We start from the raw sequence: 22,876 nt of genomic DNA, 5'->3' as shown, positions 1-22,876 counted from the left end.
ATTTTTAAAATGATACAAAAAAAGAAACTATTTACATTGCTCTTAACTTTATTTTTTGCATTTTCTTTCGCTCAGGAATCGCGACTAATAAGTTTGCAAGAATGTATGGATCAGGCTGTAATACATCATCCCCTTTATGGTCAACATCAATTGCAATCAGCACTTAAAAATTTGAAGTTGGGTAATTTTCATTCCGACTTATTACCGCAAATATCTTTGAATGGAAAAGCAAGTTTGCAAAACGAAGTTGTTGAATTGCCAATTTCAATACCCGGTGTGAGTATTCCAAGCGTGAGCAAAGATCAGTATCGTCTAAGTTTAGATATAAATCAGCCTATTTATCGAGGTGGATTAATCAATCAACAGCAGGCTATGGAACAAAATACTTTGGAAATAGCCAATATACTAATCGATAAAGAATTGTATGCTTTAAAAGCACAAACTAAGAATTTGTTTTTCCAAATCATTTTAATAGATAAACAAAAACAAATTGTGAATAGCTATCGCGAAATCATCACACAAAAACACAATGAAGCTAAAATTCTTGTCGATGAAGGTGTTATCTTGGCTTCAAATCTCGATATCTTAAAATTAGAACTTTTAAATACCGAACAAGAGCTATTAAATATTAATGCAACACGAAAAGCTTTACTTCAAAATCTTAATAAAATAACACGCTTAGAATTAAATGAAACAAGCCATTTATCACTTCCCGTAATAAACGATTTACCAATTGCTAATCAAAATCGTTTCGAATACCACCTTATGGCGTTACAGCAAAAACAGTTAGAAACATCTAAGGGACTTTTAAGTGTAAAGACCAAACCAATGCTTTATGCTTTTGCAACAGCAGGAGTTGGTCGCCCCGGATTTAATATGCTTTCTGATGATTTTGAAGATTTTTATATGATTGGGCTGAATCTAAAATGGAGTTTGTGGGATTGGAATAAAAACCGGAATGAAAAGAAAATAGTAGATATAAATAAAGAATTAATTGAAACACAAAAACAAGCCTTTGACTTAAATATTCAGCTAACTTTAAACCAGTTACAATCAGAAATCGAAAAGCAAAGGGCTCTATTAGAAAATGATCCGGAAATTATTGCTTTACGAAAAAATGTAGTTAAAACTGCCGAAGCACAATTTAAAAACGGAACATTAAGCAGCACAGATTATATAGTAGAAATGCAAAAGCTAAATCAAGCAGAATTGAATTTTGAATTACACCAAATAAGCTTAATTAACAATCAGTTATCGTATATAGAAACACTCGGAAAATTATAAAATATGAATATATTAAAATATTTTGGACTAGCCTCAATTGTGATGATTTGTCTAAGCTCTTGCAGCAATAATATAAATACATCAGACGCTTATGGTAATTTTGAAGTAGAGAAAACAATAGTTTCTGCCGAAGGCAATGGGAAACTTTTAAGTTTTAATCTTAGAGACGGACAATTACTACAAAAAGAAGAGTCAATAGGTCAGATAGATACTTTAGCTCTATATTTACAAAAGGAACAACTATTTGCACAAAAAAAAGCTACATTATCGGGCTTAAACGATATTGATGCACAATTGGATGTTATAGATCAGCAACAAATTAATCTCCAAATAAATATTGATAGAATAGAGCGTTTATTTAAAGCCAAGGCAGCTACTCAAAAACAAGTTGATGATATTCAGGCACAAGCCGACTTACTAAAAAAACAAAGAGCTGCAATACAAACACAAAAAATCAAACTATACGATCAAGTAGAAGTTCTTAATCGCCAAGTGGATTTATTAAATCTTTCCATCAAAAAATGTAATATTAAAAGCCCTATAAAAGGACGTGTTTTAAATACTCTTACTCACGAAGGCGAAATGACAGTCATCGGAAAACCAATGTTTTCCATCGCTAATCTCGATCTCTTAGATTTAAAAGTTTATGTTAGTGGGGCACAGTTGCCTTTTATAAATATTGGTGATAAGGTAGAGGTTTATATTGATAAGAACCAAGAAGAAAATCAATTATTAAGCGGACGTATTAGTTGGATATCCGAAATAGCAGAATTCACACCCAAAACAATACAGACTAAAGAAGAACGTGTTAATTTGGTTTATGCTATTAAAATTAAGGTAAAAAATGATGGCAGAATAAAAGTAGGAATGCCCGGAGAGGTTATTTTTCCAAGTCTTCACCTAATTGATACAGCCGAATAAAAAATGATTCAAATTCAGAATCTATATAAATCCTTTGGTGATATCCAAGCCCTGAAAAATATCTCCGTCGAAATTGGCGAAGGCGAACTATTTGGTTTTATTGGTCCTGATGGAGCTGGAAAAACAACACTTTTTCGCATCCTTACAAGCCTTTTAATTCCTGATGAGGGGAAAGCAACGGTAATTGATTTAGATGTTGTCAGCGATTATAAAAAGCTCCGTACACAATTGGGTTATATGCCCGGACGATTTTCCTTATATCAGGACTTAAGTGTGGAAGAGAATCTTAACTTTTTTGCCGGTATTTTTAAAACAACTTTAAAGGAGAATTATGAATTGATAAAACCCATTTATCAACATATAGAACCTTTTAAGAAAAGGCGTGCAGGAGCTCTTTCAGGAGGAATGAAACAAAAGCTGGCTTTGTCTTGTGCTTTGATTCATAAGCCCAAAGTTTTACTCTTAGATGAACCTACTACGGGAGTTGATGCCGTTTCTCGAAAAGAGTTCTGGGAGATGTTACAAGCACTCAAGAAGCAAGGAATTACCATAGTAGTTTCCACACCTTATATGGATGAAGCTGCGCTTTGCGATCGGATCGCCTTGATCCAGAAAGGAGAACTTTTAGATATTGATATCCCTCAAAATATTATCAATCGCTATCCTCATCATTTGTACGGTATAAAAGCAGAGCGAATGTATGATTTGGTGAATCAATTGCGAAAACATCCGCAGTGTTTCTCAGCTTATTTATTTGGTGAATATGTGCATTATGCAAGTGCAACCGAAGTCGATATAGAGAAACTAAAAGGGGAACTTATTCACGATGGAATGGAGAATGTTGAGCTGATTCGTTTGCAAGCTAATATTGAAGATAGTTTTATGGATTTAATGCAAAAGGCAGAAAAAGGAGAACAGCTGTAAATGGCGGAAAATAAAGAATATACAAAGGCAGTAATCGTAAAAAATCTTGTCAAAAAGTTTGGCAGTTTTGTGGCTAACGATCATCTTTCTTTTGAAGTGGAAAAAGGAGAAATCTTTGGTTTTTTAGGTGCCAACGGAGCAGGTAAGACAACGGCAATAAAGATTTTGTGTGGACTTTCACACCCAAGTTCGGGCGAAGTAAATGTAGCAGGATTTGATATTTATAAACAGCGTGATTTGATTAAGAGAAATATCGGCTATATGAGTCAGAAGTTTTCGCTTTATGATGATTTAAGCATAGAGGAGAATATCCGATTTTATGGCGGTATTTATGGCCTTTCACGAAAAAAAATAAAAGAAAAAACAGAAGAGTATATTGAGAAACTGGGTTTAGAAATGTATTTGAAATCCAAAGTGAAAGAGCTTCCGCTTGGTTTTAAGCAAAAACTGGCTTTTTCTGTGGCTATTGTCCACGATCCTTCCATAGTGTTTCTGGATGAGCCAACGGGTGGTGTCGACCCAATTACCAGACGACAGTTTTGGGAGTTGATTTATAAAGAAGCCTCAGAAGGAAAAACCATTTTTGTAACCACGCATTATATGGATGAGGCAGAATATTGCGATCGGGTTTCGATTATGGTCAACGGTAAAATTGAAGCACTCGATAAACCGAAAAAATTAAAAAAATACTATGGTGCTAAGACTATGGAAGAGGTATTTATTCAATTAGCGAGGGGATAAGATGAAGAATTTTTTAATCAAAGAGTTTTTACAGATTTTTCGCGATACTCGTTCGTTGATTATCCTTTTTGGAATTCCCATTGTACAAGTTTTGCTCTTTGGTTTCGCTTTAAAAAATGAGATCCGAGATATTCCCATCGCCATCCTCGATCAATCAAAAGATGTGTATAGTCGGCAATTAATACATAAAATCACATCATCTGATTATTTTGTTTTGCAAGAAGATTTACAAAACGAGAAAGCCATTGAAGATGCGTTTCGGAAAGGAAAAATAAAGCAACTTATCGTCATTGAAAATGATTTTTCTCTTAAACTCGAAAAAGAGAATCGGGCAGTTGTTCAATTGATTTTAGACGCTTCTAACCCCAATACAGCCAGTATAATAGAAAGTTATACGATGGCTATTTTGAATAGCTTTGAGCGTGAAATAAACCCTTCACTTGTCGGGGTTCCGATGATTATTCCGGAAACCCAAATGCGTTATAATCCGGAATTGCGTAGTGTTTTTATGTTTGTTCCCGGCGTAATTAGCATTATTTTAATGCTTGTTTCTTCTATGATGACTTCCATTTCTATTGCTCGTGAAAAAGAGCTTGGAACAATGGAAGTTTTATTGGTTTCGCCGGTAAAACCAATCCAAATAATTTTGGGAAAAGTGCTGCCTTATGTTTTACTTTCATTTATCAGTGCAATAATTATTCTCATTATGGCTTTTACTGCGTTTCAAATGCCAATTGTTGGAAATCTGGCTTTGCTTTTGGCAGAAAGTCTTTTATTTATCGTAATGGCACTATCACTTGGTATTTTTATTTCTACCGTTGCCAGCACGCAACAAACAGCTATGATGCTCTCTATGTTTGCTTTATTACTCCCCTCACTCCTATTATCTGGATTTATTTTTCCCATTAAGAATATGCCTGATATTTTGCAGTATCTGAGTCATATAATACCTCCAAAATGGTTTGTAATCATCATTAAAAATATAATGATTAAGGGAAATGGAATAGAAAATATTTGGAAAGAAACACTTATTATTTTAGGCTTTACAGTCTTTTTTATTGCCTTGAGTGTGAAAAAGTTTAAAACAAGATTGGAATAATATAATGAAGACGATACTATACATTATACAAAAAGAATTTCTGCAGATTTTCCGCGATAGGATGATGCTGCCTATGCTCTTTATTATTCCTATTTTTCAGTTGCTCATTTTAGCACATACAGCTACTTTCGAAATTAAGTATATCGAAATGGGTCTTATCGATCTTGATCAGACTGTTGCTTCTAGAGCTTTAGTTCAGAAATTTGAATCCTCTACATTTTTTAGAATTACTGCTCGTAGTTTTTCACTTGATAAACTCTCGGAAGAAATGCAAAATGGTCGTATTGAACAAATTTTGTATATCCCTTCCAATTTCAATAAACAACTCGAAAAGAAAGAAAGCGTTAAAATTCAGTTGATAACAGATGCTGTTGATGGAGCTGCTGCCGGAATTATGAATACTTATGCTTTAAGCATTATTAAAGATTTTAATCAAGATCTTTTGATGGAATCCAAGACTTTACCGTTAAATATTAAATCTATCGAAACGCGATCAAGCTATTGGTATAATCCTGATTTGGATTATAAAACTTTTATGATTCCGGGTATTCTTGTTCTTTTGGTGAGTATTATCGGTTTGTTTTTATCCAGTTTAAACATTGTAAAAGAAAAGGAAATAGGAACCATAGAGCAGCTTAACGTTACACCCATCAAAAAACATCATTTTGTAATCGGTAAATTGGCTCCCATTTGGATTATTGCTATGTTCGATTTATTTTTCGGACTTGTTTTGGCTAAATTCGTTTTTCAAATTCCTATCGTTGGAAGTGTTGGGCTAATCATTGCTGTGGCAAGTATTTACCTTGTCTTGGTTCTCGGAATAGGTTTGTTCATAAGTACTTTAGCCGATACTCAGCAACAGGCGATGTTGATTGCCTGGTTTTTTATTATGATTTTTATCCTGCTCAGTGGTTTATTTACAGCCGTAGAGAATATGCCCGATTGGGCACAGGCCATCAATATTCTTAATCCCATTGCTTATTTTATCGATTTTATGCGGATGGTTATGCTTAAAGGAGCGCATCTGTTTGATGTTGCGTATCATATTATTAGTATTACTATCTATGCTATTCTTTCTATTAGTTTAGCCACTTGGCGATATAAAAAAGTGGTATAATATACTGATAATAATTAAATTACATTTTAATGTGTCGATTCAAGATTATTAACTTCAAATATTAAAATGCCCAATTATTTAACTCTGTTGTTTTTTTAAATATTAATTAGTAAATTGTTGGGTTGATTTAAAATGAACTTTTATGTGATATAAAAAAGGGTCGGTTTTTTGGAGCTAAAAAATGTAAAACCCTTTTTTTATAAGAAATTTAAACCTATTAAAAATGTATACCGCTATTCAATTTGTAAAAAGATTTATTAGTGTGGGATTATTGTTTATTGTATTTTTAATTCCTACAAATGCACAAAATTCAAAGACGTTCAAAAACTCTGTTAGCAAACCTTGCGGAACAGATAAGGAGTTTGTTCGTTCATTATACCAATCTATTCTCGAAAGAGATATTGAAGTATCATTTGCTCCCGGACAAGGTGCAGTACATTTACAATCTCTACAGAATGGAGAATCACGTTGGAAAATTATTTGGAGCTTTTTTAATTCTCCTGAATATTTAAACAAACACAAAAGCCATTTAGAATTTATAAAAGATGCCTATCAATCTATACTTGGTAGACAAGCAAAAACTAAAGAAACTAAATTTTGGCCGGATATTAATAGAAACGATATTTTAAGAAAGTTCTTTAACTCCGAGGAGTACATTAATCTTATGGCTAATTGTCCTGATATTAAACATAAAACAAATTTCGTATCCGTAGCCGGACAATGGAATCTTACTCAAGATAATGGCTATACGGGAACTATGACTTTACAACAAAACCAATTCGGCAAATTAAGCGGAACAGCCATATGGAATGGTTATTTGAAAGGAACAATAAACGGTAAAATACTAGGTAATGCTATTGAATTCAACATCAACTATCCCAGTGGAGATATAGGATTATATAAGGGAACTTTGACTCAAAACGGAATCAGAATTATTAATGGAACGGTAAAAGGCAATAATGGCGTTTCAGCAAATTGGAATGCTCTTAAATCCGTTTCTTCACCTAATAACAATACTTATTCTACAAATAATACAATATCTAAAAATATTCAACCTTGGGTTATTGGGTTAACATATAGAATTCATTATGGCACAGGATCCGTTTGGGTAGAAGAATCCGGAGGAGGTATTGGTAAAGATATTGCTATTGATGCTTTTGGTAATACCTGGGTTATTGGTAGCGATAATGGAATCTACTATCATAACGGAAACAGATGGATTCAATATCCCGGGTCAGGTAAAGGTATTGCTATTTCTGTTACTGCAAACGGGACTCCTTGGATTATCGGAATGGACAACCATATTTATTACGGTACAGGCACAAAATGGGTAGAACAACCCGGAGGAGGTATTGGCAAAGATATTGCTATTGATGCTTTTGGCAATCCTTGGGTTATTGGTAGCGATAATGGAATCTACTATCATAATGGTGTAAAATGGGTTGAATATCCGGGTAACGGACGAGCTTTGGCTATAAGTATTAGTCAAGATGGAACTCCTTGGGTAATTGGAATGGACAATCATATTTATCGCGGCACAGGCACAAAATGGGTAGAACAACCCGGAGGAGGTATTGGTAAAGATATTGCTATTGATACTTTTGGTAATCCTTGGGTTATTGGTAGCGATAATGGGATCTATTATCACAATGGAAATAGATGGATTCAATATCCGGGTGGGGGAAAAGGATATAGAATAATAATTGCTCAATAAAAGCATACAATCAATATAAAGCAAAATATTTACCTCAACTTACTAGCTAAAATCATACAATGATTTTACATATTGAATTAAGATTATAGTTCAATTTATCAATATATACAGACTCACAAATCATTCTGATTATAAGCTATTTAGCCGTTTTAATTTCTTAATTATAAAAAAAACAGGGCTTAAATTTTATTTTTTCCGCAAACGATAGCGTGAATAAACCTAGTTAAAAAGAGAAAATAGCAGATAATATTTGTAATTTTGCTGCTTCAAAAATATTGCTGTAAAAGGCTTGGGTAATACTTTAAATTTAGGAATTAAAATACAGATTGGTTTCAATCGGAAAAAAAATATGAAAAGAGTTTTAGTTTTAACCGGAGGGGGCGATTGTCCCGGATTAAATGCGGTAATACGTGCAATTGTTAAACGTGCTTCCCAAGAGAAAGAATGGGAAGTAGTAGGTAGTATCCAAGCCTTTAACGGAGTACTTTGGGAACCTGCCGAAATTAAGATACTTGATAATAAAGCCGTATCCGGCATTCACTACCAAGGCGGAACAATTATAGAAACAACAAATAAAGGAGGCCCTTTTGCTTGGCCGGTAAAGAATAAAGACGGTAGCTGGTCTGAAGTTGATCGCTCTGATGAGTTGATGCGAAAATTACAATTTATGGGAATTGACGCTGTAATTAATATTGGCGGAGATGGATCTCAAAAAATTTCGCAACGGCTTTATGAAAAAGGAATGAATATTATTGGCGTTCCTAAAACTATTGATAATGACCTTTCGGCAACAGATTCTACTTTCGGATATCAAACTGCAGTAGAAATTGCTACTGATGCTGTAGATAAATTAGTAACGACGGCTGCTTCTCACAATAGAGTTTTTTCTATGGAAGTAATGGGAAGATATGCGGGTTGGATTGCACTAAATGCAGCAGTTGCAGGAGGAGCCGATGTTTGCCTAATCCCTGAAATACCTTACGATATTGAAAAAGTACTTGAAAAAGTACAAAGTCGTTTTGTAAAAGATCGTGGCTTTGCAGTTATGGTCGTTTCTGAAGGCGCTCGCCCTAAAAACGGTAAAATGGCTTTTACTAAAAACGAAGAAGTCGGCTACGAAAATCTTAAATTAGGCGGTATTTCATCACAAGTATTAAGAGAGCTAAAAGCAGCTGGATGTGAAGCCGATATGCGTAACGTTATGCTTGGTCATCTTCAACGCGGCGGTATTCCAATTGCCTACGATCGGGTACTAGCGTCTCAGTTTGGAGTTAAAGCTTTCGAGATGGTTCTTAAAAAAGAATTTGGACGTATGGTATCCTACCAACATCCGGAGATTACTTCCGTTTCTCTTAAAGAAGCCATAGGGAGACCTAATTTGGTAACTTTGGATAATGCTATGGTAAAAACTTGTAATGGCTTAGGTATATCGCTTGGGATTTAAAATCTACATCATAATCACTAACATAAAAAAGGCTATCTGTAAATTACAGATAGCCTTTTTTCAATTTATTTTTTCATATACTCTTTAATTTTTGAAGGAGGAATTCTTCTTCCATCATAATAAGCTACAATAAAGGCATCTGTAAATCCTTTCTTACGTAACTCAAACTTAGCTTTAATAGCTTCATCGAGTGAATTGTACCCATCAACAATAAATTTAGACCAACTTGTTTTACGATCGATCATAACATTATGTTGAATATCGTATAAATCGATAATAACTTGTACAGGATAAGTCTCTTTTTTCACAGATAATATCTGAACTCCAAATACTAACCCCTTTTCAGGAACAGTATTTTCAAGTTTAATAGGCTTATAAATAGTATTTTCAAATAATTTTTCATCTATAGTTTCTCGTTGAGCAGCTACAGCAAAATTATAAGCATCAACTAAATGCATGGCTTTATCACCTTTACACAAAACCACCTTTGCTGTCTTCACATTATTTATGGTAATCAACTTGTTTCTAAGCTCTTTGGCTTTCCACATTTTGTTGAAATTACCAACCAAATAACAATATGTCCCATCAGAAGATTGTTTTTCGACAATAGTTTCAGGAATATCTAACTGCTTTTTAAGCGCAACTGGATTAGTCTTTGTTTTACTGGAATAAACGCTTACCCTATAATCTACACTTACGCCCTTAATACCAATGATTTCGGCAGTACGTTCCTTTTCAATCACCTTAGATATAATAGTTTCTTCAACCTTATTTTCAGTCCTAGTTTCAGTATCCTCTTTTAATTCTTCTTTTAACTCAATAGCCTCCTCTTCCTGAGCAATTGTTCCTGCTTGCTCTTCTTCAGCCACCTCTACTTTTGCCGCCTCTTCCTCTTTTACATCAACTTTTTCTGAAGCCGTAGATTGAACAACTCTTGAACGAGTTATTGGCTTACGCCTTTTACGCTTTTTGTCAAACTTATATGTTAAACCTATATAATTATAATTAATATCATCATGAGCAATTCCTCCAGATTTAGCATCAACCATATCTGAAGTAACAATAAACAGAGCCCCTTCAAGATTTAAAAACAATTTAGGTGATAATTCATAAGTAAGTTTTAAACCCAAAGGAATAGATATTGCTCCCTCCTTATCGTTAGTAATAAGAGTTGATGTTGATGCTTTTGATAAATCTGCATCCCACATTAAATAACTTGCCCCAAATGTTCCAAAAACACGTAAATCAGAGCGATTATCATTCATAAATAACTGATTAAGATTTAACTCCAAACCAAGTCCGGCACTAAAAAAATTAGTCTTAAAATCATAATCTCCGGCAGGTTTTACACCATTTACCCTTCCGTATAAAAATTGTGAACGTACATTAAAATAATCACCCATTTCTCTTCCAAAAATACCACCAAATGCATATCCAATCTCTACGGGACTTTCAAATGATGGAAAATAATCAGCAGAACGAATATCACCAATAAAAACTGTAGGTCCGACATTAATATCTACATACCACCTATCAAAAGAGTTTCTTTGACCAAATAAATATAGACTACTTAAAACTATTAGTGCTGTTAAAATAAAGCTGAAATTATTTCTTTTCATACGATTAACAATGAATATGGGTTAAATTCTGAGTTCTCATAAAAAACAAATGTAACAAATCACATAATATTCTTACAAATATATGAAATAGTTTGGTGTAAAAGCTCCTGAATTTATTTATTTTTGAGCCTGATTTTGAAATACCATAAAAAATTGATTAAACTAAATTTCTCTTACGTACTAATTTTACTTGTTCTTACTCTAAATTCTCAACTTCAAGCTCAGCAGCTTATAGAGTTTACAGCCAAATCCGGAGATGGTATTCATCGGATTTTACAAAAACACAATATAAATACCAATGAATATTATAAAGCATTTATACAGTTAAACAAAGGGAAATTGATAAAAGGAAACCAATTAGTTATAGGGAAAACATACACATTACCACAGAAAAAGAAGAACAAAAAAACTAATTATTATACCATCTTCGGAGAAAAATATGGTAAAATCAACCCTACTGACAACCGTCTAAAAGGAGCTGTTTATTACGTTGTAAGCGGTCATGGAGGTCCAGATCCCGGAGCTGTAGGTAAAAGAAACGGACATATACTTACCGAAGACGAATATGCTTACGATATTAGCCTAAGATTGGCTAGAGAATTAATCAAACATGGAGCTACGGTATATATTATTGTTCGTGATTCTGATGACGGTATACGTGACAATGCTTACCTGAAAAATGATAAACACGAAACCGTTTGGAAAGACAAAAAAATCCCATTAAACCTTAATAAGAAACTACGTCAACGAACTCAAGTTATAAATCAACTTTACAGAAAAAACAAAGGTCGTTATCAACGCTTAATGGTTTTACATATTGATTCCCGTTCCATAAACGAAAGAGTAGACGTTTTTGGATATTATAACTCAAAGAGCAAATCGGGGAAATTATTTACCGAAAGACTAATTTCATCACTAAAAACAAACTACAAAAAATATCAACCTAAGCGCATGTTTGATGGCATTTCAAAAAGCCGAGATGGATTGTATATGCTAAAATATACTCATCCGGTAACTGCCTACTTAGAGCTGGGAAATATTCAAAACACCAAAGATCAATTAAGATTTATAAAAAGTAGCAATAGACAAGTTTTAGCCGAATGGTTAGCCCAAGGATGTTTAAACGATTATGACAAATAAAACATTTTTTATATTTTTTTTACCTAAAAGTAAAACGCAAAAATAATTGTTGTAATTTTGCCGCCAAATTAACACGAAAAAGAAAAAAAAATTGAGCAACAAAAGCATTGAAAAATTTTGGTAAAACAAAAGATTACATTACTTTTGCAGCCCGAAAAAAGAAAATTATTTAATACATAGAATATGTACTTAACAACTGACAAGAAAAAAGAAATTTTTAAAGATCACGGCAAATCAGAACTTGATAGCGGATCAACCGAAGGTCAAGTAGCATTGTTTACTTTTCGTATTGCCCATTTAACGGAGCATTTGAAGCAAAATAAAAAAGACAAAGCAACTCAACGTTCTTTGGTTCTTATGGTTGGTAAAAGAAGAAAATTGCTTGATTATTTAAAAGCAAAAGATATTGAGCGTTACAGAGCGCTTATTAAAAAATTAGGTCTTCGTAAATAATCATTTTGATTTTTTGAAAGACCCTAAGAAAAAGGCAATTCGTACAATTGCCTTTTTTGGTATTTATATACCACACAAAATATTACTGTTTATCTAATTAAAACAAAAAAATTATGTCAAAAATTGGTATTACCAAAACGTTTACGATGGCTGATGGTTCAGAAATTACTTTAGAGACCGGAAAACTTGCCAAACAAGCAGACGGAGCCGTTGTCGTTAAACAAGGAAACACCATGCTGATGGCTACTGTAGTTTCCAGTAAAGAAGCTAGAGAAGATGTTGACTTTATGCCATTATCGGTAGATTATCAGGAAAAATACTTCGCTACCGGAAAATTTCCAGGTGGATTTTTCAAGCGCGAAGCTCGCCCGTCAGAATATGAAATACTAATCGCTCGTCTTGTTGACCGTGCATTACGTCCTTTATTTCCTGAAAATTATCATGCTGAAACTCAAGTTATTATAAGCCTAATATCTTCTGACAAAACAACTATGCCGGATACACTTGCAGCTCTTGCAGCATCGGCAGCATTAACAGCATCTGATATCCCTTTCGGAGGTCCTATTTCAGAAGTAAAAGTCGGACGTATAAATGGAGAGTTTATTCTAAACCCTACAGCTGAACAGTTGGAAGAATCGGATATTGATTTAATGGTTGCAGCTTCTGCTGACAATATTATGATGGTTGAAGGTGAAATGAAAGAAATTTCTGAAGCTGAAATGCTAGACGCTATGAAATTTGCTCATAATGCCATTAAAATCCAATGTCAAGCACAATTGGAATTAGCAGAAATGGTAGAGAAAGCAAATCCAAAAAGAGAATACAATCATGAATCTAACGACGAAGATTTAGAGAAAGCTGTTTATGAAGCAACTTACGACAAATTATATGCCGTAGCTTCTTCCGCATCTGCAAAACACGAACGTAGTGAGAAATTTGCCGATATAAAAGCAGAATTTTTAGCTACTTTATCTGAAGAAGATCAAGCATCAAAAGCAGGAATGTTTAATCGTTATTTTCACGATGTTGAGAAAAAAGCGGTTAGAAATTTCGTTTTAGATGAGCGTAAACGCTTAGACGGTCGTAATTTAGATCAAATACGTCCTATCTGGTCAGAAGTTGGCTATTTACCAATGGCTCATGGTTCAGCAATTTTCACACGTGGTGAAACTCAAGCAATGGTCAGCGTTACTTTAGGTTCTAAACTCGATGAACAAAGAATTGATGGTGCCGTTTATGATGCCAATAACGATTTCTTATTACATTATAACTTTCCTCCTTTCTCCGTTGGTGAAGCTCGCTTTTTAAGAGGAACCAGTCGCCGCGAAATTGGTCACGGTAACTTGGCTATGCGTGCCCTAAAAGAAGTTCTTCCCGGAAAAGACGTTCTTCCTTATACCATTCGTATTGTTTCCGATATCTTAGAATCAAACGGATCCTCGTCTATGGCTTCTGTTTGTGGAGGTACACTTGCGTTAATGGATGCCGGAGTAAAAATTAAAAAACCCGTTTCTGGCATAGCTATGGGTTTAATTGCCGATACTGAAACCGGAAAATATGCAGTTCTTTCTGATATTTTAGGCGATGAGGATCATTTAGGAGATATGGACTTTAAAGTAACCGGAACTGAGGATGGTATTACTGCTTGTCAGATGGATATTAAAGTTGACGGCCTTTCATACAAAATTCTTGAAGAAGCTTTAGCACAAGCAAAAGCCGGACGTTTACACATCTTAGGAGAAATGATGAAAACTATTTCTGAGCCTCGCGAAGATTATAAACCTCACGTTCCTCGTATCGTTCAAATGATCATAGCTAAAGAGTTTATCGGTGCTGTTATTGGTCCTGGCGGAAAAATTATTCAAGAAATTCAAAAAACAACTAACTCAACTATTGTTATTGAAGAAGTTGGAGAAACAGGAGTTATAGATATTATGGCCGTTGACAAAGCCGCACTTGATGCAGCTGTTGAACGCATTAAAAATATTACTGCCGTTCCTGATGCCGGAGCAACCTATAAAGGTCTTATCAAATCAATCACCACTTTTGGTGCTTTTGTTGAGATAATGCCAGGTAAAGAAGGTTTATTACATGTTTCAGAAATTGCTTGGGAACGCGTTCAGAATGTAGAAGACGTTTTAAAAGTTGGTGAAGAAATAGAAGTAAAACTTTTAGAAGTTGATTCAACAACAGGTAAATTAAAACTATCGAGAAAAGCTTTATTACCAAAACCTGAAGGTTATGTTGAACGTCCACCAAGAGATAGATCTCGTAATGATCGTAATCGCGGACGTGATAATCGCAACGACAATCATCGCAGACCTTCAAATCGTGATAGGAATTAACATATTTTGAAACAAGAAAATTAATTGTACGTATAATAGCCATTAGTGAGGAAATAGAATATGAGGCAACTGAAAATTACTAAACAGGTTACAAATCGCGAAACAGCATCTCTGGATAAATATCTTCAAGAAATTGGAAAAGTTGATTTAATTACTGCTGATGAGGAAGTTGAGTTGGCAAAAAAAATTAAGCAAGGGGATAAACTTGCTTTGGAAAAATTGACAAAAGCCAATCTCCGTTTTGTAGTATCTGTTTCAAAACAATATCAAAATCAGGGACTTAGTTTGCCCGATTTGATTAACGAAGGAAATATGGGGCTTATAAAAGCCGCACAACGTTTTGATGAAACAAGGGGATTTAAATTTATTTCTTATGCGGTTTGGTGGATTCGTCAATCAATCCTACAAGCATTAGCAGAGCAATCAAGAATTGTTCGTTTACCATTAAATAAAATTGGATCTATAAACAAGATTAACAAAGCTTATGCTGCTTTAGAGCAAGAGTTAGAGCGTGAGCCTAAACCTGAAGAAATTGCAAATTATCTTGAAATTACACTTGCTGAAGTAAAAGAATCGCAGAAAAATACGGGGCGCCATGTTTCTATGGATGCTCCACTAATTCAGGATGAAGATAACAACCTCTACGACGTTTTACGTAATGATGAAAACATAACTCCGGAAACGGAATTATTATACGATTCTTTACGAAAAGAAATCGACAGAGCTGTTTCTACTCTCACTCCTCGCGAAGCCGACGTTGTTCGTTTCTACTTTGGTTTAGGGAATAGTCACCCAATGACCTTAGAAGAAATTGGTGAAAAATTTGATTTAACTCGCGAACGTGTTCGCCAAATTAAAGAAAAAGCCATTCGCCGACTCAAGCATACTTCGCGAAGCAAAATATTAAAAACCTATCTGGGATAATATAAAAAGGGTGGTCAATTGGCTACCCTTTTTTATTTACCGTAATATTTGAATATCTTTACACTCTAAAACAAAAACAATGATAGCACCTTCCCTACTTTCAGCCAATTTTGCCAATCTGGAAAAAGATATTAAGATGCTCAATAATAGTGAAGCGGATTGGCTTCATTTAGATGTTATGGATGGCGTTTTTGTCCCTAATATTTCTTTTGGCTTACCAATTGTTTCTGCGGTAAAAAAGCTTAGCAACAAACCATTGGATGTACATTTAATGATTGTTAAACCCGAAAATTATTTTGAAGCTTTTGCTAAAGCCGGTGCCGATTATATTAGTTTTCATATAGAAGCATCTACTCACCTTCATCGCTCCGTACAACTACTGAAAAAGTTAGGTGTTAAAGCAGGTGTTGTACTTAATCCTCACACCTCAGTCTCTCTTTTAGAAGATATTATTGAAGACTTAGATTATGTTTTATTGATGTCAGTTAATCCGGGTTATGGCGGACAAAAATTCATTGAACGCAGCTATAAAAAAACCAAACAACTCAAAAAACTAATCAACAAAAGTAGATCGGAAGCACTTATTCAGGTGGATGGTGGAATAAATACAGACAATGCTAAAGCTCTTTATCAGGCTGGTGCTGATATATTAGTAGCCGGAAATGCCGTATTTTCAGCCAAAAATCCAACCGAAGCAATTGCTCTAATTAAAAATGCTAAAAACATTTAGTCTTACTATTAAAAAGAATAAAACAGCCTTTATTTCATAATATCGTAAAAACAAATAATGCAAATCTTAGTAATATACTTTGTGAAAACCTTTTAGTTATTAATAATCAAATTCTATTCTAAATGTACTAAGCAAGGAGAAACAAAAGGATACACAAAGAAAAACTAGAAACTAATGACTAAATATAAACACCTTTTTATCGATCTTGACAGAACATTATGGGATTTCGACTCCAATGCTATTATCACTCTCAAAGAAATTTTTGATGCCAATCATCTACAGGAAAAAGGAATAAATAGTTTCGATTGTTTTTTAACCTACTATAAAGCATATAACCATTCCCTTTGGCAAAAATACCGAAAAGGGAAAATAGAAAAAGATTTTTTAAGTGTCGAGCGTTTTAATGGCAGTTTAAAAAACTTTGGAATTAACGATCTTAATTTGGCAAAAGCTATAGCTTCCGAATATATCAGAATCAGTCCAACCAAAACAAAACTCTACCCCAATGCTGTTGAAGTAATCGCCAAATTGAGCAAAAAATATAAATTACACATTCTTACTAATGGATTTTCTGAAGTCCAATTTATCAAAGTAGAGAATTCCGGATTAGCACCGTATATTAGCACCATTATCACATCCGAAATGGCTGGAGCACAAAAACCAGATCCTAAAATATTTCAATACACATTAGAAAAAACAGGAGCTAAAAAGGAAGAAACCCTGATGATAGGTGACGATTTGGAAGCCGATATTTTAGGAGCCAAAAATGTTGGTTTAGATCAAATCTATGTCAACTTTGAAAAAAAGCCACATACGGAAAAACCACTTCACGAAGTGAATAGCTTGCTTGAGATTCTAAAAATATTATAATTCTAACATTTTTTTCAATACTATTTCCACATATCCTAAAAAGGCTCGATTGAAATTCAACCGAGCCTTAGTTTAATCTTATAAATCTATTTTTTACTGAGCATCAACATTGAACACAGTAGAAATATTATTTCTTCTTTCCTTGTTGTTGCTTTTGCATTTCCTCTAAACGTTTCTGGAAACCAGACTTTTTCTTTGCCGGTTTCTTTTTATTTGCTTCAATCTGAGCATGAATCTTTTCCTCATTAATTGATCTACGAATAAAAAACATCTGTCCGAAAGTAATAACATTTGCTAAAAAGTAATAATAACTTAATCCGGCGGCATAATTGTTAAAAATACCAAGAAACATAATAGGCATCAGATACATCATTGTTTTCATTCCCGGCATCTGCTGAGAACCGCTACCCATCATATCATTATTTATCTTGGTATACATAATGGTAGAAACCGTCATTAACAGAGTAAATAAACTTACATGATCGCCATAAAATGGGATTTCAAAACCATTAGGAAATTGCCATATCGAATCGTAAGTAGATAAATCGTGTGCCCAAAGAAATGCTTTTTGTCTAAGCTCAATAGAGGAAGGGAAAAAACGGAACATTGCAAATAAAATAGGCATTTGCAGAAGCATAGGAATACAACCTGCCATTGGGTTTACACCGGCTTTTCGGTATAAATCCATAGTGGCTTGCTGCTTTTTAGCCGCATCTTTATTCTTAAATTTTTCGTTTATTTCGTCAATCTCAGGCTTTAATACTCGCATTTTTGCACTCGACTGATATGTTTTATATGCAATTGGAAATAGAAATAATTTTAATAAAACGGTTAGAACCAAAATTACAATTCCGTAATTCCAACCCATTCCACCTAAGAAATTAAAAACATTAATTACTATATATTCGTTAATCCAAGCCAAAAGGAAGAATCCCCAACCAATAGGAATCTGACGCTCTAAATCCAAATCAAAAGATTTCAAACGCTTAAATTCATTTGGACCCAAATACATTCGCATCCCAATAGTATAATTTCTCATGTTATCAACAGGCAAACCTATATCTGTCGACATTGTAATCTGATATTTAGGATCCTTTGATAAGCCATGAACTTGCTCAATATTGGCTCCTACAAAATAGTCATCTGCTATAAGTGTTGAAGTAAAGAAGCGTTGTTTGAATGAAACCCAAGATAATTTTCCTTTTAAAGATTCTTCCTCATCTTTATTCTCAGAAAGATTATCAATATCATTATTAATATACTTATAATAAATACCCGAACCATTGTATCTATCCACAATCTGCTCCTGAGTTCTTAGGTTTTCTAACCAGTTAAACTCGATAAAAGATGATCGATTATCAATAATATTTTCAAGACCTACAAAGCTAATATCAAAATCGAACATATAAGAATCTGCCTTTAAGCTATAAGTAAATTCAATATATTGATTAGGATTAAAGCCTGACTCTAAGTCACTATAAAGACGGTATGCTATATTAATACTATCTTGGTCACTTATAGATATATTATTCTGAGCATCAGACTCTCTTCCGTTTATAAATACTTTATAGTAATGATCTTGTGTATTTATTAAACGATTAGCAGCATTAAAAACAAATCCAAAACGAGCCGTATCTCCTTGAAAAAGGATTAGAGGCATAGAATCATTAGTCTGAAAATTCTTTAATTCTGCGCTATATATCCTAGCTCCCTTATTGCTAAACTTTAATTTTAGCACATCACTTTCAACAGTAATAAGTTTTTCTTCTCCTACTGAAGAGTTTGCAAAAACACCAAATTTATCTTTTATTGATTGCTCATCAATAGCAGTAACTTCTTCAGTATAAACCTTAGAAGATTCAACATTATCTGTCTTAAGACTTGTCAACTTTGCTTGTACAACATTCCGAAGAGAGTCGGTAGCACGTTGCTCCTTAATTACTTGAGCAATTGAATCACGCTCATGTAGCATTTTGGCTTTTTCTTCTTCAGTAGGTGCATTCCACCAACTAAAGAAAACAAAAATCACTATAATAAGTGCTATTCCCGTTATTGTATTCCGATCCATAAATCTTTAAATTTTTGTGATGGCAAAGGTAATAGAAATAGTTCTAAATGTGAGTACTTAAAAGAAAAAACAACAACTTTGCTCTTTTCAAGTTTTCTTTTCAAACACCTCTTACTTTTAACTTATATTTTTCGCACCTTTGCAGATTAATTTTTTACGGTTTGATGGATTAAGAAGTGGAAGAGAATAATACGACAAGTACTCAAGAAGATTTTATTGAAATCTACGGAGCAAGAGTTCATAATCTCCAGAATATGAACGTTAAGATTCCACGCAATAAATTGGTGGTTATCACGGGCTTAAGCGGAAGCGGAAAATCTTCATTAGCTTTTGATACCATTTATGCCGAAGGTCAGCGCCGCTATATGGAAACCTTTTCGGCATACGCCCGTCAGTTTATCGGAAACCTTGAACGGCCTGATGTGGATGAAATAAAAGGGCTGAGTCCCGTAATTTCTATCGAACAAAAAACAACCAACAAAAACCCGCGTTCAACAGTGGGAACGGTAACTGAAATTTATGATTTCTTACGGCTACTTTATGCTCGAACCGCTACTGCCTATTCATACAACACTGGAGAAGCGATGGTGCAGTACACCGAAAAGCAAATTCTGGAGCTTATCTATAACAAATTTGCCAATCGAAAAATAATGCTTTTGGCTCCCGTTGTAAGTGGAAGAAAAGGGCATTATCGCGAACTTTTTGATCAAATTGCTCGACTAGGATTTATAACAGCTCGTATAGATGGAAAGATTGAAGATGTGTATCGTGGTATGCAACTCGATAGGTATAAAGTTCACGATATTGAAATTGTAGTCGATAAACTAAAAGTTGAAGAAAAATACGAAGAGCGGATAGCAAAATCTATCGAAACAACTTTAAAACACGGAAAAGGAAGTTTATCTGTATTGGATATTGAAAGCAATGAAACACACTTCTTTAGCAAGCAATTGATGTGTCCAACGAGTGGTATTGCCTACGCTTTACCCGAACCTAATACATTTTCATTCAACTCGCCTTACGGTGCCTGCCCAAGCTGTAATGGCTTAGGAACAATTTCGGAAATTGATATCAACAAAATATTTCCAGACAAAAAAATAAGTATCCGTAAAGGTGGTATTGCTCCAATGGGGAAATACAAGAACAATTGGATTTTTAATCAATTGCAAGCCATTGGAGAGAAATATAATTTCACCTTAGATTCTGCTATTGAAGAGCTTCCCGATGCAGCGATACAAACCATTTTATACGGTTCTAGCGAAACTATTCGCGTAAAAAAGGAATATTTAGGTGTTACCTCGGAATACACTCTGAACTTTGAAGGCATTATCAATTTTATTCAGAACCAAGACAGCAACGGTAATTCTAAAGGAATTAAACGTTGGGCTTCAAGCTTTATGAATTTTAAAGACTGTCCGACCTGTAATGGCGATCGTCTTAAAACAGAAGCACTGCATTTTCGTATTGCTGGAAAATCCATTTCCGATATTGCCAAATTGGATCTTATCAGTCTTTACGATTGGATTGATAAACTCGACTTTCCTGAGAGCGAGAAAAACGCAGTAATTTCCAAAGAAGTTTTAAGAGAAATTAAAAACAGATTGGGCTTTCTTTTGGATGTGGGACTCGGTTATCTTAGCCTCAACAGAACAAGTAAAACCCTCTCCGGTGGCGAATCGCAACGTATTCGCTTAGCAACTCAAATCGGATCTCAGCTTATTGGAGTTTTATATATTTTAGACGAACCAAGTATTGGACTACACCAGAGAGATAATCAACGTTTAATCAAATCGCTACAAAATTTACGAGATATTGGGAATTCGGTAATTGTTGTTGAACACGATCAGGAAATGATTTTATCTGCCGATGAAGTTTTAGATATAGGACCCGGAGCCGGTGTTCATGGCGGAAAAATTGTTGCACAAGGCAGTCCGGAAGAAATGAAAAATTGCAATAGTCTGACTTGCGAATACATTAGTGGACGCAAAAGCATTCCAATTCCCCAAAAACGCCGTGAAGGAAATAATCTGGAAATAGTTCTCAAAGGAGCAACAGGAAACAATCTGAAAAATGTAAATTTACATATCCCATTAGGAAAATTTATTTGTGTTACTGGCGTTTCTGGGAGTGGAAAATCGAGTTTGATTAACGGCACCCTCTACCCTATTTTAAACCAATATTTTTATCAAGGTGTAAAAAAGCCTTTGCCTTACAAAAGCATAGAAGGCTTAAAACATATTGATAAGATTATAGAAATCGATCAATCACCAATCGGCAGGACACCACGCTCTAATCCTGCTACTTATACAAAAGTATTTGATGATATACGGAAATTATATAGCGACTTACCCGAAGCCAAAATAAGAGGGTATCAAGCTGGTCGGTTTAGTTTTAATGTTAAGGGAGGACGTTGCGAAAGTTGCAGAGGTGGCGGTATTCGGGTTATTGAAATGAATTTTTTACCCGATGTTTCGGTAGAATGCGAAGAATGTCAAGGGAAACGATACAACCGAGAAACTCTGGAAGTTCGTTACAAAGGAAAATCAATAAATGATGTGCTAAATATGACCATCAATCAAGCCGTAGAATTTTTTGAGAACATTCCATTTATCATTCGTAAAATTAAAACATTGCAAGAAGTTGGACTAGGTTATATTACACTTGGACAACAATCTACAACTCTATCGGGTGGCGAAGCACAAAGAGTAAAACTAGCGGCTGAACTTTCAAAAAAATCAACTGGAAATACGCTGTATATTCTTGATGAACCTACCACTGGACTCCATTTTGAAGATGTAAAAGTATTATTGGATGTATTGAATAAACTGATGCATAAAGGCAATACCATTATTGTAATTGAACACAATATGGAGGTAATAAAAACAGCCGATCATATTATTGATCTCGGTCCAGAAGGTGGTGCTGGTGGCGGAATGATTTTAGCCAGTGGAACACCTGAAGAAGTTTGCCAATCGAACAAAGGCTTTACTTCTGAATTTCTGAAAGACGTTTTGGATAAATGTAAAAGTGAATAATCTAGGTTCACTTTAAACATTCTCTGTGTCTTTGTGCCTTCGTGGTAAAACAAATAACCACAGAGTCACGGAGACACAAAGCTAAGGCTTAAAAAACAACAACAAAATTCGGCATTGATATTTTTATGTAATTGTCTTAATTTGAAGCCCAATGCTCTGCATATCCTCATAAAACTGAGGATAGGATTTATTGATACTTTCAGCTTCTGTTATTTGTATCGCATCTTTTGCCGTTAAGCCTAACAAAGCAGCCATCATCGCCATCCTATGATCGTGAAATGAAGAAACAGTTCCGCCCCTTACTTTTCCTCCTTCAATAAGCATTTCATCTCCTTCAAATTCAACTTTTAAACCTAATTTCTTCAGCATTTCATAAATCGCTTCTGCCCTATTGCTTTCTTTATGAATTAACCGATGAACTCCTTTTATCCGACTCACACCAGAACAG

Annotated in this window: 18 protein-coding genes; 15 read left to right on the top strand and 3 right to left on the bottom strand. The window is 34.4% G+C overall.

The genetic code is table 11. From position 1 onward, the window contains the following. The first annotated feature begins 9 nt into the window (after positions 1 to 9). The 8 genes from J7K39_11030 (at position 10) to J7K39_10995 (ending at position 9,244) form a co-directional block, all read left to right on the top strand. Positions 10 to 1,284, top strand: coding sequence for a TolC family protein (locus tag J7K39_11030; GenBank protein ID MCD6180424.1), 1,275 nt, complete (start codon positions 10 to 12; stop codon positions 1,282 to 1,284). Between the two features lie 3 nt (positions 1,285 to 1,287). Then, positions 1,288 to 2,205 carry an HlyD family efflux transporter periplasmic adaptor subunit gene (locus tag J7K39_11025; protein ID MCD6180423.1) on the top strand — a complete coding sequence of 306 codons (918 nt, stop codon included), beginning with the start codon at positions 1,288 to 1,290 and terminating at the stop codon, positions 2,203 to 2,205. 3 nt (positions 2,206 to 2,208) lie between these two features. After that, positions 2,209 to 3,129: an ABC transporter ATP-binding protein gene (locus J7K39_11020; protein ID MCD6180422.1), complete on the top strand. Its 921-nt coding sequence runs from the start codon at positions 2,209 to 2,211 to the stop codon at positions 3,127 to 3,129. Beyond that, on the top strand, positions 3,130 to 3,870 hold the full coding sequence (locus tag J7K39_11015; protein ID MCD6180421.1) for an ABC transporter ATP-binding protein: 741 nt from the start codon (positions 3,130 to 3,132) through the stop codon (positions 3,868 to 3,870). Between the two features lies 1 nt (position 3,871). Beyond that, positions 3,872 to 4,969, top strand: a complete 1,098-nt coding sequence (locus J7K39_11010; protein ID MCD6180420.1) for an ABC transporter permease — start codon at positions 3,872 to 3,874, stop codon at positions 4,967 to 4,969. Positions 4,970 to 4,973: 4 nt separating this feature from the next. Next, the gene (locus J7K39_11005; protein MCD6180419.1) at positions 4,974 to 6,086 is read left to right on the top strand and encodes an ABC transporter permease; all 1,113 of its coding nucleotides are present in this window, start codon (positions 4,974 to 4,976) and stop codon (positions 6,084 to 6,086) included. A 223-nt stretch (positions 6,087 to 6,309) separates the two neighbouring features. Next, positions 6,310 to 7,800 carry a DUF4214 domain-containing protein gene (locus J7K39_11000; GenBank protein ID MCD6180418.1) on the top strand — a complete coding sequence of 497 codons (1,491 nt, stop codon included), beginning with the start codon at positions 6,310 to 6,312 and terminating at the stop codon, positions 7,798 to 7,800. A gap of 349 nt (positions 7,801 to 8,149) precedes the next feature. Then, positions 8,150 to 9,244: an ATP-dependent 6-phosphofructokinase gene (locus J7K39_10995; GenBank protein ID MCD6180417.1), complete on the top strand. Its 1,095-nt coding sequence runs from the start codon at positions 8,150 to 8,152 to the stop codon at positions 9,242 to 9,244. 65 nt (positions 9,245 to 9,309) lie between these two features. Here the strand turns inward: J7K39_10995 and J7K39_10990 are convergent, their stop codons facing one another. After that, the gene (locus J7K39_10990; protein MCD6180416.1) at positions 9,310 to 10,863 is read right to left on the bottom strand and encodes a hypothetical protein; all 1,554 of its coding nucleotides are present in this window, start codon (positions 10,861 to 10,863) and stop codon (positions 9,310 to 9,312) included. 153 nt (positions 10,864 to 11,016) lie between these two features. Between J7K39_10990 and J7K39_10985 the strand changes: the two genes are divergently transcribed. From J7K39_10985 to J7K39_10960, 6 genes are all read left to right on the top strand, one after another. Then, the gene (locus J7K39_10985; GenBank protein MCD6180415.1) at positions 11,017 to 12,003 is read left to right on the top strand and encodes an N-acetylmuramoyl-L-alanine amidase; all 987 of its coding nucleotides are present in this window, start codon (positions 11,017 to 11,019) and stop codon (positions 12,001 to 12,003) included. A 183-nt stretch (positions 12,004 to 12,186) separates the two neighbouring features. Then, complete coding sequence (gene rpsO, locus J7K39_10980; protein ID MCD6180414.1) at positions 12,187 to 12,456, top strand: 30S ribosomal protein S15; 270 nt, start codon at positions 12,187 to 12,189, stop codon at positions 12,454 to 12,456. 113 nt (positions 12,457 to 12,569) lie between these two features. Continuing rightward, positions 12,570 to 14,801 (top strand): polyribonucleotide nucleotidyltransferase, encoded by a 2,232-nt coding sequence (pnp, locus tag J7K39_10975; GenBank protein ID MCD6180413.1) that lies wholly within the window; start codon positions 12,570 to 12,572, stop codon positions 14,799 to 14,801. Between the two features lie 60 nt (positions 14,802 to 14,861). Then, positions 14,862 to 15,725, top strand: coding sequence for a sigma-70 family RNA polymerase sigma factor (locus J7K39_10970; GenBank protein ID MCD6180412.1), 864 nt, complete (start codon positions 14,862 to 14,864; stop codon positions 15,723 to 15,725). 79 nt (positions 15,726 to 15,804) lie between these two features. Further along, the gene (locus J7K39_10965; GenBank protein ID MCD6180411.1) at positions 15,805 to 16,455 is read left to right on the top strand and encodes a ribulose-phosphate 3-epimerase; all 651 of its coding nucleotides are present in this window, start codon (positions 15,805 to 15,807) and stop codon (positions 16,453 to 16,455) included. Between the two features lie 174 nt (positions 16,456 to 16,629). After that, complete coding sequence (locus J7K39_10960; protein MCD6180410.1) at positions 16,630 to 17,325, top strand: YjjG family noncanonical pyrimidine nucleotidase; 696 nt, start codon at positions 16,630 to 16,632, stop codon at positions 17,323 to 17,325. 127 nt (positions 17,326 to 17,452) lie between these two features. Here J7K39_10960 and yidC read toward each other — a convergent pair whose 3' ends face one another. Beyond that, entirely contained in the window at positions 17,453 to 19,393 is a 1,941-nt protein-coding gene (gene yidC / locus J7K39_10955) for a membrane protein insertase YidC (protein MCD6180409.1), read from the bottom strand. Between the two features lie 176 nt (positions 19,394 to 19,569). On the opposite strand from yidC, the gene uvrA reads away from it, so the two are divergent. Next, entirely contained in the window at positions 19,570 to 22,428 is a 2,859-nt protein-coding gene (gene uvrA / locus J7K39_10950; protein ID MCD6180408.1) for an excinuclease ABC subunit UvrA, read from the top strand. A gap of 123 nt (positions 22,429 to 22,551) precedes the next feature. Here uvrA and J7K39_10945 read toward each other — a convergent pair. After that, the coding region (locus J7K39_10945) for a 3-phosphoshikimate 1-carboxyvinyltransferase (protein MCD6180407.1) at positions 22,552 to 22,876 on the bottom strand (325 nt) is incomplete at its 5' end.

It is taken from the genome of Bacteroidales bacterium, assembly GCA_021157585.1.
Lineage (GTDB): Bacteria > Bacteroidota > Bacteroidia > Bacteroidales > UBA12170 > UBA12170.
The sequence above is the reverse complement of the archived record's forward strand: the minus strand, read 5'-3'. Positions and strand labels throughout refer to the sequence as shown.

Excerpts from the sequence above, each read along its gene's own strand:
- J7K39_11005 (MCD6180419.1), top strand. The coding sequence starts at position 4,974 with ATGAAGACGATACTATACATTATACAAAAAGAATTTCTGCAGATTTTC.
- rpsO (MCD6180414.1), top strand. The coding sequence starts at position 12,187 with ATGTACTTAACAACTGACAAGAAAAAAGAAATTTTTAAAGATCACGGC.
- J7K39_11020 (MCD6180422.1), top strand. The coding sequence starts at position 2,209 with ATGATTCAAATTCAGAATCTATATAAATCCTTTGGTGATATCCAAGCC.
- yidC (MCD6180409.1), bottom strand. The coding sequence starts at position 19,393 with ATGGATCGGAATACAATAACGGGAATAGCACTTATTATAGTGATTTTT.
- J7K39_11025 (MCD6180423.1), top strand. The coding sequence starts at position 1,288 with ATGAATATATTAAAATATTTTGGACTAGCCTCAATTGTGATGATTTGT.
- J7K39_10995 (MCD6180417.1), top strand. The coding sequence starts at position 8,150 with ATGAAAAGAGTTTTAGTTTTAACCGGAGGGGGCGATTGTCCCGGATTA.
- J7K39_11000 (MCD6180418.1), top strand. The coding sequence starts at position 6,310 with ATGTATACCGCTATTCAATTTGTAAAAAGATTTATTAGTGTGGGATTA.
- J7K39_10960 (MCD6180410.1), top strand. The coding sequence starts at position 16,630 with ATGACTAAATATAAACACCTTTTTATCGATCTTGACAGAACATTATGG.
- J7K39_10970 (MCD6180412.1), top strand. The coding sequence starts at position 14,862 with ATGAGGCAACTGAAAATTACTAAACAGGTTACAAATCGCGAAACAGCA.
- J7K39_10965 (MCD6180411.1), top strand. The coding sequence starts at position 15,805 with ATGATAGCACCTTCCCTACTTTCAGCCAATTTTGCCAATCTGGAAAAA.
- J7K39_11015 (MCD6180421.1), top strand. The coding sequence starts at position 3,130 with ATGGCGGAAAATAAAGAATATACAAAGGCAGTAATCGTAAAAAATCTT.
- pnp (MCD6180413.1), top strand. The coding sequence starts at position 12,570 with ATGTCAAAAATTGGTATTACCAAAACGTTTACGATGGCTGATGGTTCA.
- J7K39_11030 (MCD6180424.1), top strand. The coding sequence starts at position 10 with ATGATACAAAAAAAGAAACTATTTACATTGCTCTTAACTTTATTTTTT.
- J7K39_11010 (MCD6180420.1), top strand. The coding sequence starts at position 3,872 with ATGAAGAATTTTTTAATCAAAGAGTTTTTACAGATTTTTCGCGATACT.
- J7K39_10990 (MCD6180416.1), bottom strand. The coding sequence starts at position 10,863 with ATGAAAAGAAATAATTTCAGCTTTATTTTAACAGCACTAATAGTTTTA.